We start from the raw sequence: 16,850 nt of genomic DNA, 5'->3' as shown, positions 1-16,850 counted from the left end.
TGTTTTTATTTACTTGTTTTTCTGACAATGCTTATTAGCCACAATAAGTAGCACCATATAGCAGCGATGAGAACAATGGCAGATATCTGCGTCTTGAAAATATCGGTAACAACGCCAAGCACAGGAGGCAGTATAGCACCACCCGAAACTCCGACAATCAGCAGAGCCGATATTTCGTTTGCTTTCTCAGGAATGCGTTTTAATGCCAACGAAAATATGATAGAAAATAAATTGGCATAACCTAAACCAAATATTGCAACACAAGCCAGCGTTATCCAAACATTCGTATTGAAGCACAGTAAAAGCAGTCCTACTAATCCTATCCACACACTGTAGGTAAAAAACTTCGACTCGGAGCTCTTCATCAACAATATACCCCCTAAGAATGCTCCCACGGTACGAGACAGAAAATATACACTGTTGCCCATACCTGCATCTTCTACTGAAAGCCCGGCCTTTTCCATCAATAACTTAGGAAATGTCATGTTCATTCCTACATCAACACCCACTAACACCAATATTCCGATAAAAAAGGCTACAATATACTTATCCTTGAAAAGTTCAAGAGTATTTTTAATTGAAATATTAGAATCGTCATTTCGCTTATCTTCGATCTTGGTTAAGCTCAACCAAATAAAAGCAAGAAGAGAAAGAGCCGCATATATCGGAAATATCATTCTCCATCCCAGTGTAGTACCGACTACCGACGCTGCGAGAATAGGTCCTACAAAGGAGCTTATCGCTTTCACAAATTGACCTAAAGTAAGAGTGCCTGTTAGTTTGCCCGAGCCTACTACGTCTGCCACGAGCGGGTTGAGCGATACTTGTAGCAATGTATTGCCAATCCCTATCAGCCCAAACATAATTAGAACAGTGGTGAAGTCATAGGTTGCCAGAGGCAAGCACATAGCTAATACATGGAATCCAAAACTAATTAACACTGTTTTTTTTCGGCCTATCTTATTCATCAGCATCCCCGTGGGGATAGATAAGATAAGAAACCACAAAAAACAGGATAGTGATACCAGATTTACCATGGAATCGGTAAGATGACTAAAGTCATTTTTTACGTAATTAGTAGAAATCCCTATGATATCTACAAATCCCATGATGAAAAAGCCAAACATCACTGATAATATCTTTATGGCGGAAGTATTATTTTTCATCCTTTACAAATTCGTTTGATTAAAGCTACCCCGAACCCTAATCCGGGATAGCTTACTGTGTTTAATAATCCTGTTTAGTTGACCGTTTTTAATAACTCTCCATAGTTGCCCGTAGCCGCATTTGTCCAGTTATAGTACTCTACACGAACACCTGCATCAATTGCTTTCTGAATCGGGTTTACACCTGAGTTCCAAACACTACTCCACCCTCCGTTTTCTGCGGTTTCTACTTTCAGCGTCCGTGATTTAGATGTATCGGCTGTAAAGTCGAATGCCAACTTATCACCACTTTGTCCCCATGTAGACCAAGCATAACCATTACGTAGATCAAGATACTCTATCGGACATCCTGTAGCAATGAAACGAATATTATAGTTACTAAGTAATGAAATACCCCGCATGTCAATATATTTCAATGAAGTATTGTTAATTAGATCTATATCTCTCAACCATGGTTGATCCTTCGTTTTGAAAGAAGTTAGTCCTGCATTTTTCGCTGATATCGTTGTTAGATTGTACCAGCCTGTCATATCAATCTCACTTATGTTATTGTTATCACATACCAGATACCAAACATCATCGAAGTATTTCAAACCATCTAAAGATGTAATATTTTTGTCCGAAAGATCGAGCTTATTAGCCAGATTGGTTGGTAACTTAGCATTTCTGGCTTCACTGATTATGATGTCATTCCCACTGAAAGCCTGAGGACAATAACCTTTCATTATGGCACGCAGATTTGCATCCGGCATGGATGCTGTACCTGCATTAGTCCAATTAATTTTATCAAATACAACTTCTTTGTCAAGACCTATTGTAGTTACCTTCACTCCCGAAAGACCTGCTGTTCTTACAGCACTCGATCTGTTGAACATATCCATGTGCCAGAACCAGATATTGCTCACTAGTAACTGACATTCCTGATTTGTATCGAAGTCGAACTTGAAATTATCGAACGAACCAAAACACATGCAGTTGCTGATATCTAATTTACGGAATTTGATATTATCCAATACAATGTTTAGTAATGCCGGACATTTGCTCAAGTCTAGTTCTGTGAGAGGATTATTGCCCATGTATAAAGTTTGCAATGTTTTAGACTGTATATTCATACTTGTAATATTGCTACTCCATGCAAAGATGCTGACAATACCATCCATTCCCACTAGTTCAATGTTGCCAAGATTATTATCTGTAGCCCAAAGAGTTTTCAATTTAGGGAATTTCTCTAAACCACTCAAATTAGTAATTCCTTTACCCGAAATATTCAACGTTCCATTTTCGAATTCGAAATCGGCTGCTACAGAAAGCTTCAAACTATCCTGAGCATCAAATAGCTGAGGCCCGATTACTTTAAGTGTATTACGCAAATTTATATCTGCGACCCATCCCTTAGGTAACCATTGCTGCATACTACCCAGTGATATCTCTTTGTCGCCTCTGACAAGAACTAAGGAATAGCCACTCTCTTTTGCATTGAGAGGAAACAAGAATGAGAGATAAGAAGATGTAACCTCTTTTATTTCAACATCTATATCAAAAGAACCGTCCAGAGGTTTCAGTAACGGACGTAAATGCAGGTGGTCGGTAGACTGAAAACCCCGTCCTTCTATTTTAACTTCCGTTCCTTGGATACCTTCTTCATATTTAGGTATAACAACGCCGGATATACCAAATGATAAATCATACTCAGTCACATCATCGCAACTCCAGAAGCAAGTTAGCGAAACCAATAATATTAATAATTTAAACTTATTCATTTTATTAGGCTTTAATTACTGTTTATTTTTGAACTAATATTAAGACACTAGAGCGCGCAATACTAAGCGAAGTTTTATCCTTAATATTTATAGTTTCTGTAGATTGAATGAGATTATCCCCGGTAGGAAGATTTCCTTCTACATATTTGTAAACCTCATATTCTCCATTTGCCTGAGACTTGTCATTGATAATTTCTACAGGTTTATTGTGCTCCGAGCCATTTGCAAAAATGTAAACCCATTTATTATTTTCATTCAGAATGGCTGTTCCGGCAACAAGATTTTCGTTTAAATCTAATGGAAATACTTCTGCATTTTTTTTGATGAAACGAGTCAACAGACTATATGCATAGTAATGAGGTCTGACCTCATAGTCTTCCTTTATTGCATTATAAATTTCCGGATCAGGCTCATATGCTTTTTTTACATATTTCCATAGGCCGAGCTGTTGCATTTCCGAATAACTTCCATTTCTGCTATAGTATTGATCTATCAACGACCAGTAACTTACACCTGCAGCACCTCCGTTAAGTAAGTTGATAGCAATACGAGTCAGGAGGACTCCTCGTTCGTACTTATCGATATCTAACTGACGTGAAGAACCCGAAGTTTGATTAGATCCAAACTCCCCTACAAAGTGTTTCTTCCCGCTCGATAGAGTCACATTATTTTTTTCCCAATTAACGATATCGGCATTCGAAGTAGTGTATCCAAACTTATAAGTATGAGTATTCAGTAAATTTGTTTCTGCTTGTAGAGCTTCTGCACATGATTTTAAATAGTTAGGGCTACCATCTGTATTGTCAGATAGATTGAACTCTACTTTATCCCTAAGTCCCATTGCCTTAAATTTTGCATCCAAAGCCTTTACCATAGGTGCATACTGATCGGGATGGCTGTCAGGCTCTCCTTGCCACATCGTTCTGCCGTAATTGGGGGTATGGCTATCAGGCTCGTTGAATGGAGTTACTGCTTTTACACATGTAAAACCTTTCGTTTCGATCAGATATTTGACTAATACCGAGAAGTTTTCGGCAAATTCTTCATACTTATCCGTTCCGCATACCCACGGAGCATTCGGTCTGCTATCGCAAAGAAAATGCTTCCCTGTTGGTGTTCCTGCTATCAAATCCATGTTTACAGGACATCCCCATAGCACAAGTGTTACTTCTCCATTATTTTCCTGTATTAATTCCAGTACTTTATATAATGATTGCATTTCCTGCGAATCGAAAGTAAACTTGCTCATATCCGCAACATTCGGGTCATCATTATCATTTAGCGGTTCCCACCAATGCGGTTGTACCATTACCCGGAAATTTTGGATACCCATTTTCTTTACACGCTCTTTTACAATGTTCCAATCTTCAGCCTTAGATCCGTCTTCTGGACGGGTTAAGTTTTGTGAGAAGAAATGAGGATCTAGTTCGACTCCTATCCCTACCAATTTCACACCTGTAGATTCTTTTACCTGAGTGGGGTAAAAATTGGATGGAATACGGTTATAACCTTCATCTATATTGGAACAGGCACTAGAAATAGTCATCATGCTAAAAAGAAGCACAATAACAAATATTTGTTTGAAATATTTCAGTGTTTTCATTGATTAACTTTTTTATAAAATCCAATTATTCAAAACCTAGTTGTTTTTCTATCGCTTGAATCAAAATATGTATTACTTGAATATGTATCTCTTGCACCCGGTCGGAAAAATCAACTTTCGGTGCAGCAATTACAATATCACTCAATGCAGAGAGACGATTATCGCCGGTAGAGGTTAGTGCTAAAACTTTCATTTTTTTTAGATGAGCACTTTCAACTGCCTTCACTATATTGCTAGAGTTACCACTTGTACTGATAGCCAATAATACATCCCCTTCGCATCCCACACCTTCAACATAGCGGGAATATATTTCGTCGAACGAAAAGTCATTTCCAACACATGTTATGTATGCCGGATCATTTATTGAAATGGCTGGTAAAGACGTTCTGTTTTTACGATAGCGTCCCGTCAATTCTTCTGCAAAATGCGTAGCATCGCAAAGAGATCCTCCATTACCACAGCTAATAATTTTATACCCCTTCTTCAATGAATCGGAGAGTAATATCGCAGCCCGTTCAATAACTTCTATTGTTTCAGGATTGCTCCAAAAACTATCGACCTCCTTTAATATTGCTTGCGAGCTTTCTCTTATCAAATTTTTCATAATATCGTTTTTAATCGATTAGATTGGCAGCTATAGAAAGAGCAGCATAATCTCCAATATTTTCGCCAAGAGCCGCAGGAACTATCTTGCAAACATCTCTTGCTCCTTCCAGAGCTTCTTTCGATACCTGATCCAAGACATAAGGTTCCATCATATCCTTGTTGCGGGCATATATACTGCCTATAGCGATAAGCTCCGGATTTAGAATATCGATTAGCATAGCAAGACCTTTCCCTAAATAAGTAGCTGATGTTTCGTACACCTTCAGGGCAAGTTTGTCTCCTGCTCCGGCAGCTTCTGCAATGAGCTTCGCATTTATATTTTCCATATCATCGAGAGATGGGCACCATGAAACATGGCCTCCTTTTTTTATCTCTTCTGCAGCTAAACTACGAGCCAATTGAGCTATTCCGCCACCACTGGCATATCCTTCAAAAGAGCCTTCTTTTCCGTACCCTATCGGTCCGTCATCTGTTAAACGAATATGCCCAACTTCTCCGGCATTGTCGTTCGTTCCCGAATATAAAGAACCATTAAGAATTATTCCCGCACCAAGTCCTGTTCCACATGTCAGAAAAATCATATTTTGAGTTCCCCTCCCGGCACCGAACTTCCACTCGGCTAATGCACACGCATTGGCGTCATTCTGTAATCCGGCTCTTACACCAAGCTCTTCCTCAATGATTTTCACGATAGGTATATTATCCCAGCCCGGCAAATTAGGTGGGGACATTACTGTTCCCGACTTACTGTCGAGCGGTCCGCCACAGCTAATACCTACAGCACGGACTGTTTGAGCGGTAAGATTGAAGCGTGCCATCATTCTTTTTGCTTCACTCATTATATTTCTGATCGTTTCTTCAACTGTAGTAGTCTCTATTTTTGTTTTATCAACTATCTGCAAATCAGAGCCTATTCTTTTTCCGTAAACGATGGCACATTTAGTGCCCCCTATATCAATTCCTAATAAATTATCTTTCATATTCCTATTTAATACTAGGATACAATCCTGTCTTTTTTAATAACTTTTTATATTCCTGCAAATTGAAAGGAGCTTCTCCATATAAATAATGATTGCTATATTCTTTTTGCCCCACTTTATATTTGATGAGAAGTACCCCTTGCCCTTTTTGCAGAGGTAATGAAGCTATCTTGTTCATACCATTTGCCGAAACCTCGAAATTTCCTTTGTATATTTCTTTATTAGATGCCATGTCAGACACAATCACCTGTCCCTTTTGCAGATTACGGGTGTCATTGGCAACAATCAAAGGATAGCCATTATCTACAGGATCATTTATGAGTACACAAAGGTCTGTTTGTGCATTTTTAATGAAATAATACGCCATTTTCTTTGAGTTGTAGTAATCTACGATAGCATCCGAAATTATTGGCCAGCCATCACGAAGATTCCACCACACTATTCCTGTTTTAGGACTAAATTTCTGCCCACGCCACAACTCTACAAAAAACTTCATAGCCTCGGCCTGCACTGCCTGTGATGCAAAAACAAAATCGTCAAGTTTGGTTGGTATTTCGCCAAAAAGCAAATTCACCTGATTCAACATTAGATTGTTGCGATCGAAAGTTTTTCCTTGAGAAGTGAACCGACGTGTCGACTTTGTAACCCACTCATCGTTCCATTCTTTGTCTTTAGTCCAAGGGTAAACACCTTCCTTAGTCATCATTTTGTTTAGACTTTCGACATTCGGACATCCATGATACCCTATTTCGCTAACAAAACAACAGGCTGCCTTTGTATAATATGGTTCTTTATAGTATCCTCGTGGCCCCCAGAGATGATTCTCGGGTAATAATTCGTCACCACCGCCATGTTCCCATACTGCTTGACTGTAATATGGAGAACTTGGTATATAAGGTCGTGTGGGATCAAATTCATAGAGTACTCTAGCAATAACTTCACGAGTTATCACATCCTTATTTGGATTGATATTCAGTGGTTGCAGCGTCCAACGCATAGCCAAATCGTTCTCATTATTGCCCGACCAGAGAATCAAAGAAGCATGATTTCGAAACTTAAGCACAACAGACGTAACCTCTTCTTCAATCATCCTTGCAAAATCATCACGCTGTGGATAGAATGTACACCCCATACCGAAATCTTGCCATACAAGAATTCCATTTTGATCACAAAGATCAAAAAAGTCGGTATCTTCATATACATTGCCACCCCAACAGCGAATCATGTTGCAATTGATGTCTACGGCCATATCAATCATCGTATTCAAGTGAGATTTATCTCTGCTATGCAATGCATCCATTGGTACCCAGTTAGTGCCATGAATAAAGATCGGTTCATTATTAACGATGAATCGAAATTGTCCGGGTTTTCCGGGAAGATTTATATCATCCATATCCAGCTTTACAGTGCGAACCCCAATTTTACAATTGTTGACATCCAGCTCTTTTCCATCCGAATCTATCAATTGCACACTTGCATCGTAGAGCACAGCTTCACCGTAGCCCCTAGGCCACCAGAAATCAACATTCTTAAGTTCGAATATATGACGAAAAGCCGGAGTGCTTACAATCTGCGAATTCTGATATACGATTTTCCCTTTACGGCGAAGGGTAAATTGAGCCTTCACTTTGTCAAACTTATCAAAGGGGATAACCATCTGTACATCTGTAAAAATACGTGCAGTATGAGCCGTTGTATCGATGTTGATGGTCATCCAATTTACATCTTTGAGACGAGTAGGATTGAGTACCCGAAGTTCAACATCTCTCCACAATCCGGCACTGACCAAACGCGGCATAATATCCCATCCATACATGTGCGGAGCCTTTCGAATATAAACAGCCTCCTCTGCCGGAAAATTACCAATACTAATCGTACCAAGTGTATGTTTCTGAGCTTCCATAACAGCCGAACGGATAATTACTTGCAAAGTATTTTCTCCTCTTTTCAGAAAATCTGTCACGTCATATTTATGCTCGATTAACATATTTGCAGCCTCTCCCACTTTCTCTCCGTTGAGCCAGATATCAGCAAGACAATCTATTCCTCCAAAAAACAATTCGACCCGTTGACCTTCTTGGACTAATGGAGCTTCGAATGTTTTTGTGTAACACCATTGATAGTTTTCATACTTTCGTAATGTATTCACATTACTACCTATCATAGGGTCGGGGATCAAGCACGCAGCCATCAAGTCTAATTCAACATTTCCGGGAACAGAAGCGTCTATTTTTTCCACTTGCATATCATTGATAGCTTGTGGAGTAACAACCGGCTTAGAAGGCTGTTTCCAGTACGAGAGCTGCCATTTCCCATTCAAAGAAATATTCCCGGACAAGGCCGTTATATTTCCCAGAAATAGGGCTGAAGTCAATAAGATTAATAATCGATATTTAATTATAGTCATAATTCTTCTCTTTCTTATTCACCCGGTTGCAACATAGCATCATTGGTATTCCAACCCGGTGTTTGAGTCAAGACTCCATTAGACAATGTTATTTCGGCTTCCGGAATAGGTAAGAATCCTCCGGTTTCGGCTCGGAATTTTATCTTATAGGTAGCATTCTGGCTATTATTCTTCAAGGTTATACCGTTCATTCCGTTAACAGTAGATTCAGCATCTCCCCATCTTAATACGTCGAGCCATCTTATACCTTCGAATGCTAGTTCGTATTTACGCTCATTCTTGATATTTTCCAATGTTGCCGGAACTGATGGTAGATCTACACGTTTACGTACCCGATCCATATATTCTTGAGCTTTAGAACCACCTAACTCCGCACCCATTAAAAGGAGGTCAGCAAAACGGATAAGCACTATATCCTGAGTGCTATTAAACTGAGGATCATTTGGCATATTCCATAAGATAGAACTGTATGATACAATATTTCCTTTGTCGTCATACACATTCACCGGCATATATTTCTTTGACCAATAACCCGTTTCATTCCATTGGTAAGCTTGCCCCCATTTATATTTTGAGGTAGAACCTTCGCCTTCGTGTGTTGCATCAGACACATCGAGAACCGAACCGCGTTTGCGTAGATCATTATTAGGCCATTCGTTATAGAATTTACTGTTGACAGGTCCTTTTCCCCAACCAGACCCGAAAGGCAATAAATCCTGATTACCTCTGAATCCGAAGTGCAAGTTTACAGTATTTCTACGATCATAGTTATTTCCTTGGGCAGCAGTGGAACATTTGATAGCAAACATGGTTTCGTTATTATCTCCATTTTCCCCTATCCATTTTAAATTGTTATCCGCTGCGTACTTGTAATCAGATTTTGTTTTTCCTGACATTACAATCGAATATGGCCACAAGTTTCTGAAGTCAGGAATCAAATCATGTCCACTGTTAGCTATACAGTCGTCAACCCATGCTACCACCTGCTCTTTTGTAATATCACCCATTTGGGCTTGCTTATAATAATCAGTATAGAATAAAAATATACGAGCCATTAAAGCCTGGGCAGCCCAACGTGTAGCCAATCCATTCTCACTTTTAGGAATATTCTGAAATTTAGTGGCGGGTAATATTTCAATTGCTCGCTTCAGATCGGCACCCATTTGTGCATATACATCCTCTGCCGAAGCACGAGGAAGGTTTACAGGTTCGGGAGTAGTAATCAGCTGTACGGGTCCAAACATAGAACACAGACGGAAATAGGTAAAAGCGCGTAAAAAAAGTACCTGACCCTCTATTTTGTTTCTTGACTCGGTAGTTGGCCACTTTATATTATCCAAAGAACCAAGCAGTAAGTTTGCCCGATAAACCGAACGCCATGTACATTCCCATAGATCGGTGTACATCGTTCTTGATGTAAGCTTGAACAAATCGATAGCATGAGCAGTGAGGTCGTCTTTCCCTCCACCTCCCAGCATATCATCTGCCATGAGGTTGAGAACAATAAAAGAATGTTCTGTTTCGCCCCCACCCACACGTGATCCAAAAGCATTATATACACCCATAAGAGACGTATATGCTTCTTCAGGAGTTTGAGGGTAATTTGATGAATCTTTCTGCGTTAATTGATCTGTATCCAAAAAATCGGAACAACTAACTGTAAAAACAGAAATTAATATTATAATTATCTTTTTCATTTTGCCTTAGATTTTTAAAATTTGAGATTAAGACCAAATAAGAATGTACGGGAGTTTGGATAAAATCCATAATCTATACCACTCATCCATCCTGTAGGCCCTGCTCCAATTTCGGGATCAAGCCCTTTGTATTTTGTCCAAGTAATTAGATTCTGTCCGGTAATATAAAGACGTACTTGAGAAAAGATATTTTGTTTCTTTAGCAAGGTTGCAAAATCATAACCAATAGTAAGGTCATTCAAGCGGATATAGTCACCATCTTGCAAGTATAGGTCGGAAACAATGTTGGTATAAGACGATTGTCCTAGTCTTGGCCATTTGTTAGATGTGCCTTCTCCGTGCCAACGATCCATCGGATCATGTTGTCCTCCGTATATCTGGTTACCATATACACCCGAGAACGAAGCGCGGAAATCAAAACCTCTCCATGCCCCACCGAATGAGAATGAAAATATTCCATCAGGGTTAGGGTCACCAATAAATACACGGTCTTGCTCGTTGATTTCACCATCGTCGTTCTGATTTACATATTTGATGTCGCCCGGTACTGCATTTGGCATAACGAGTTCTCCTTTCGAATTGCGATAAGCATCTATCTCATCCTGATTTTGGAATACGCCATCGGTTTTCAATCCCCAGAAGTAACCGATAGGATATCCTACCTGCGCTCTGTAAAACTCGGGACTCCATGTTCCTACAGTTCGAGCACTACCATGAATAATTCCTTCCTGGTTAGCGATACGAGTCACCCTGTTTTTATTATAAGCCCAGTTGACATTTATATCATAGCTGAAATCGCTTATCTGATCTCTCCATACTACAGCCAGTTCCACACCGGTATTTCTGATATCTCCTCCGTTTATATCGGGAGCATTAGCTCCGTATGAACCAAGAACTGGTGCTGCTACAAGCCAATCTTTGGTTGTTTTGCGATACCAGTCGAAGTTGAATGATAATCTGTTCTTGAGCAATAAAGCATCAAAACCCACATTTAACTGCTCTGAGGTTTCCCAAGTTATATTCGTATTGGGCAGATTAATCGGGTATGAAGCAATTGTATAACTGTTTTTATCTACTCCCGGATAATAATAGCTATATTCTACACTTGAATAATCTCCTGAGTTCTGACCTCCGACACGCATTTTTGCGAGATACTGGAATGGTGAAATCGCCTGATTTCCGTTCTGTCCCCAACTTGCTCTCAGTTTAAACATATTGAGATGACTCTTAAAAGATTCCATAAAGGACTCATTACTAATAACCCACCCGGCCGAAACAGAAGGGAAGAATCCCCAACGTTTTCCCGGAGCGAAGTTTGACGAGCCATCCGAACGCGCAATAAGAGATAACATATAGGTTTCTTTGAAGTCGTAATTGACACGACCAAAATATGAAAGTAATGCTGATCGACTCCATGGTGAGCCACCTAAGCGAGTGGATGTTTCACTCACTTTTGGAGTATTAATAAGGTAAGCATATTTAAACCCTTCGAAAATAGAATTGGTATTGAAACCCGAAATACTTGAACCTAAACCACCTTTTTCTGCACTCGTACCAGCCAACACATCAAAGTTATGCTTGTTTTCGTCTAATGAGAATTTATAATTCAACGTATTTTCGAATGTCAAACGACTAAATCCTAATGAAATATCCTGACTTACTTTTGTTTCTTGGCTTGTATATTCAGGTGCCAGATTATATTTAGGTATATAAGCCCTGCTTTCTTCGGCATCCATTGTTAATCCAAAATTTGAGCGAAATACTAAATTTTTAATAGGCTCGATTGTTATGAATGCATTTGTATTTAATTGGTAATTCTTTTTGTTGTTATTACTGTTATAGACAAGATATGCAATAGGATTGGGCGCATATGGAGCATACGCTATCGGCCCATGATAATCTCCATTGTCATCATATATAGGCATAAACGGGCTTCCCCCCATTATCATGCCCAATGCACCAAGTCCTTCGGTAGACCTTCCGCTTAAAGAACCATCTTTATTGGCATATATAAAATTGATTGTCTCCCCCATGCGTACAATGTCACGTCCTTTTGCCGAAAAGATCGTTTGATCGGCATTGAGACGAAAAGTATATCTATCTTGCTTCGTTTGAACGGGTTTCCCCAGAGTGCCTTCCTGAGATGAATAAGAAAAGCTGGTAAAATAAGATGATTTTTTGCTCCCTCCGGAAATGGTAACCGAATGGTTTTGTGTGGGTGCATTTTTATTCTTTATTTCTTTGTACCAATTTGTACCTTTCCATTCTCCTGAAAGAACTTTATCCCAATTAGGAACCATCTGAGAAAAATTAATTCCATATCCGTAAGTGTTTTTTGAGTATTCGTCATCCAACATCGCCTGTGTTGTTGCATCAACGTACCATTTGTAATCAGGTGCATTTGAAATCCCTATATATGTATCGTAAGCAACACGTACTTTATCTTCTCCTTCTCCACGATGTGTTGTTATCAGCACCACGCCGTTTGCAGCACGAGCTCCATAGATTGCAGCAGATGCAGCATCTTTTAATACATCTATAGATTTGATATCTGCAGGATTTATATTCGATATATTCCCGGGTACACCATCCACAATGTAAAGTGGATCTGCATTGCCGATTGTACCCATCCCTCGAATATAGACCTTGTATGATGATCCGGGTTCTCCTGATGTCTTTGTAATTTGCATACCCGGAGACATACTTTGCAAAGCAGTCAGTGGATTTGGAGTATGCAACTCCTTTATTCTGTTTCCGTCAACTTGTAATGTAGCACCTGTTACAAGTTTTTTCTTCTGTGTGGCATATCCGATAACAACGACTTCATCCAATAGCGAAGCGTTTTCTTCTATAATTATTTTATATTCTTTTTCAGTTCCTATCTGAATCGTCTTCGGTTTAAAACCCACGTAAGATACAACTAGCGTTGAACCGGGTTGTGCGGCAATAGTAAACAATCCATCAAGGTCTGTAACTGTACCAACCTTCGTCGTATTGTTCATTATTGTTGCACCAATAATTGGCTCTCCTTTCTGGTCAAAAACGGATCCTTTTATATTGCCATCTGTCAGTATGTTTTGAGCATGTACAATATTTATGAATAAAAGGGACATAAACATTATCAAAAATATCTTTTGATAATAATTAAGTTTGTTTTTCATTGATAAAGATTATTTAATTTATTTTCAGTGATGTAATTTGCCTTTAATATTTATGCATTTACAATGCTTATTCTGTCATGGTCGTTCCTCCTTTCATTGATTTATTTTAGGTTGTATTTAAAAGTTGAATTTATGCTTTCCTCCTTCAATAGAAATCGCCTTATCTCCTACTAGAACAGTAGCAGTTGTATTGATTGGAATTTCGACATCTAATTGAATGCTACCTCCTACCCGCTTCCATTCAGATCGTATAAGTCCTTTTACGGAGTTGTAATCCCCTTTCACCCAATCCAGACCTTCTACAAAATGAGGTTGTATGAGAATATGCTTGAACCCGGCATTGTTAGGATCAAAGTTTATACCGGCTAAAACATTATACATCCATGCATTGATATCACCCAAAAACATGTGATTGATAGAAGCATCTCTGAATTCGGGAGACAAAGTCCATGTTTCGGGCATTGTATTAAAACCTTTCTTTATCCATGCACCCCACGAAGGTTCATCTTCTTTAGATGCCATTTGATAAGCCATATCTGCATAGCCATATTTCGACAGCATTCTCAGTACTGTCTTGCTTCCCAATACTCCGAAATCGAGGTATCCGTTATTTTCTTTTACTAACCGATATAAATTGTCGGCTACTTTTTGTTCCATTCCTTCGGGAACAATTCCTAAATAAAGTGCTATGGCCAATGATGTTTGCGATCCGTTAGCATATATATTTTTTCGGTAGTCAAAGTATTTATTATTAATCAAATCCTTAAGGCTTTTTGCTTTTGCTTTATAAACTGACCCATCGTAACCTAGTATTTCAGAAAATTTAGCCATATAAAGATTATCCAGATAATAATAGCACGAAGTAGTATATTCGGTAGGCGTTTGAGTTTTGTAAGGTACCCAGTCTCCTATACCATAGGTTACACAGCCGTCAGTATCTTCTCTGGTTGCCAAATATGCAAGATATCTCTCGCATGTGCTATATATTCTGTTTATACTTTGTTTGTCTCCGTAGTAATCGTACAGAGCCATTGGGACAATAAACATCGCAGCATCCCATACAGGACCAATCCAGTCATCATATCCCCAACCCGAGCTTGGTATAATTCCGGAAATACGACCTTCTGAATTCTGGTTGTCAACCATATCTTCGATCCATTTTTCATAGAATCGGATACCATCGAAATTTAGTAATCCCAAATCCATTGTAATATGGGCATCCGCTGTCCATCCATTTTTTTCTCGTTGAGGACAATCGGTAGGTATACTCATCACATTCGATAAATATGACCGGTTTGCAGCCTTCCATATCTGATTCAGCAGGTCATTAGAACAGCTGAAATGACCTACTTCTTTTAAATCAGAATGAAAATTAAGTGCTGTTACATTTGTTTCATCAAGTTTTATCGGACGGCTTGAACGGATTTCTACATATTGGAATCCTTTGTATGAAAATCTAGGTGTAAAGACACACTCCTTGCCATCAAGGATAAGTACATCTGTTTGGAAAGCCAATCCCGGAAGAGGCTTATAATAGATGTCGAGATTTCGCATCTCTAATCGCCCATTTGGCTTCAGTAATTCACCATATTGTATCTCTACTCTTGTATTTTTCTCTCCCTTTATTCTTAGTTCACATCCACCTGTCATATTCACACCAAAATCATAGACAAAAACAGTATCGCCAAAAGACTTTAGTGATATCGGGTTTATATTTTTTATTTTCCTTATTACGGGCTCTGTTTCTGCAACCAGACGGTTAGACGGAGCATTCATTATTTTTGCATTAGCCCACATAGAGTCGTCAAAGGCTGGTTTATCCCATCCTTCAATTTCTTTATTCGCATCGTAAGTGTCCCCACTGTAAATATTGTTTTGCACATAAGAGCTCGACGAAGAAACTTTCCATGTGGAGTCTGATATTATAATATCCTTCGTATTATCTTTATAAGTGATATGTAATTCGCTGATCATAGAAGCGCGGTTGCGCCAACGGGCTTTTTCGAAGCTCCACGTTGCCACAGGTGCAAATGCATTGTAAAACCCATTTCCTAAGATAGATGTTATAACATTTTTACCGGATTGTACCAATGACGTTGCATCATAAATGTTATACAAATTCCGTTTATCATAATGGGTGTAGCCCGGAGCCAGAAAGGCGGAAGAATCAACAGACTTCCCATTAATAGAAACGTCATAATATCCGGCGGCGCTAATATATAACCTAGCCTTCGCTATTTGTTTACTACTATTTATTTCAAAAGATTTACGTAGCATGGGTGCTCTAGGACTGTCTATAGCCTCATTGTCTGATATCCATTTTCCTTGCCAGGCTGAAGGTTGCATAAAAGCTGTTTCGAAATGACTGACAGGTGATACAATCTTCTGCTTTTTATTATTGTCCCATACTATAACTTGCCAATAATATGTAGTGTGCGGTTCAAGCACACAACTGGAATCAGGGGTAATGAACATTTCGTTGGTAGAGATTATTCCCGAACGCCATATACCATTAGAAGTCTTTTCTGAAAGAGCTTCCTTATTACTTGAAAGTAGAAGTTGAACGCTTCCTTGTATAAAGTCATGTCCTGAAATTGCTTCATAATTCCATGTAAATCGAGGAGAAACAGCATCAATTCCAATAGGATTGTGCATATACTCACATCTTAAGTTGTTAATCTTGACTTTCTTTGTTTCACAAGATTGTGCTAGAATAATAAAGAGACTTGTCAATAATAAAATGGTTATGGTTAATCTATATTTATGCATGGTGATTATTATTTTATCACGAATAACTTTAACGGTTTAGTAAAATATTCAAAAAAATAGAAGAAGTTTTCGGTAAAGCTGTTTGCAAAAGTAGAAACTACATATTAACAAACTATTACATACGTATAAAATTATGGTTTCATTATATTTTCATGTATATTAATTTGGTTATTCCGTATTGATTAATCCAATAAGTTTATATTTAAATATCGTTTTTTTCATTATAATCATGCCTGCGCCTCTATCTTAAGAAAGGGAATTTGTTATTTAAATTAATCCAGGCATATAACAAAACCTCATTTAAAGATACTTAAACACAACTTAAACGGTTAAACAATACAAATTTAATTCTTATTTTAAAAACCACAATAAAAAGTTCAAATATCTTTCATAATTAACCATTGTTAAAAAATGGAACATTTAGAATACAGACATCAGAACAATACATAAATATATTATTAACAACAAATTAAAATTAATAAATAGAATCTAATATACATTAAACGAGGAAAAGAATAAGAGCGAAGATTCTTATATAAGATAAAAATAAAGTATTATTATTTTAACGAGAAAGTAAAATAATATACATTTGTAGAAATATAAATAGTATATTATATTTGAATGATAAAAAGGAATTGGTATCCTTATATATACTTTTAGAGACATAAACAGGTATTTATATGTATAGATGAAGCTAAATA

Annotated in this window: 9 protein-coding genes; all 9 read right to left on the bottom strand. The window is 38.2% G+C overall.

Annotation, left to right across the window (positions count from 1 at the left end; translation table 11 throughout):
* Positions 1–5: 5 nt before the first annotated feature.
* Positions 6–1,127, bottom strand: a complete 1,122-nt coding sequence (locus BGO84_RS13840) for an MFS transporter (RefSeq protein ID WP_291030067.1) — start codon at positions 1,125–1,127, stop codon at positions 6–8.
* Positions 1,128–1,240: 113 nt separating this feature from the next.
* On the bottom strand, positions 1,241–2,926 hold the full coding sequence (locus BGO84_RS13835; protein WP_291030024.1) for a hypothetical protein: 1,686 nt from the start codon (positions 2,924–2,926) through the stop codon (positions 1,241–1,243).
* A gap of 22 nt (positions 2,927–2,948) precedes the next feature.
* On the bottom strand, positions 2,949–4,529 hold the full coding sequence (locus BGO84_RS13830) for a hypothetical protein (RefSeq protein ID WP_291030022.1): 1,581 nt from the start codon (positions 4,527–4,529) through the stop codon (positions 2,949–2,951).
* Between the two features lie 25 nt (positions 4,530–4,554).
* A complete protein-coding gene (locus tag BGO84_RS13825; protein ID WP_291030020.1) occupies positions 4,555–5,133 on the bottom strand; it encodes an SIS domain-containing protein in 579 nt (192 codons plus the stop codon).
* A 10-nt stretch (positions 5,134–5,143) separates the two neighbouring features.
* Positions 5,144–6,115, bottom strand: coding sequence for an ROK family protein (locus BGO84_RS13820; RefSeq protein WP_291030018.1), 972 nt, complete (start codon positions 6,113–6,115; stop codon positions 5,144–5,146).
* Positions 6,116–6,119: 4 nt separating this feature from the next.
* Positions 6,120–8,522 (bottom strand): sugar-binding domain-containing protein, encoded by a 2,403-nt coding sequence (locus tag BGO84_RS13815; protein WP_291030016.1) that lies wholly within the window; start codon positions 8,520–8,522, stop codon positions 6,120–6,122.
* 14 nt (positions 8,523–8,536) lie between these two features.
* Positions 8,537–10,219, bottom strand: coding sequence for a RagB/SusD family nutrient uptake outer membrane protein (locus BGO84_RS13810; protein ID WP_291030014.1), 1,683 nt, complete (start codon positions 10,217–10,219; stop codon positions 8,537–8,539).
* 14 nt (positions 10,220–10,233) lie between these two features.
* Positions 10,234–13,380, bottom strand: a complete 3,147-nt coding sequence (locus BGO84_RS13805) for a TonB-dependent receptor (protein WP_291030012.1) — start codon at positions 13,378–13,380, stop codon at positions 10,234–10,236.
* 117 nt (positions 13,381–13,497) lie between these two features.
* Positions 13,498–16,149 (bottom strand): alpha-L-rhamnosidase, encoded by a 2,652-nt coding sequence (locus tag BGO84_RS13800; RefSeq protein ID WP_291030010.1) that lies wholly within the window; start codon positions 16,147–16,149, stop codon positions 13,498–13,500.
* Positions 16,150–16,850 lie beyond the last annotated feature (701 nt).

This window comes from Dysgonomonas sp. 37-18, assembly GCF_001899125.1.
In the GTDB taxonomy this organism is placed as follows: domain Bacteria; phylum Bacteroidota; class Bacteroidia; order Bacteroidales; family Dysgonomonadaceae; genus Dysgonomonas.
Note: the sequence above shows the minus strand (reverse complement) of the source record. Positions and strands in the feature narration are given on the sequence as shown.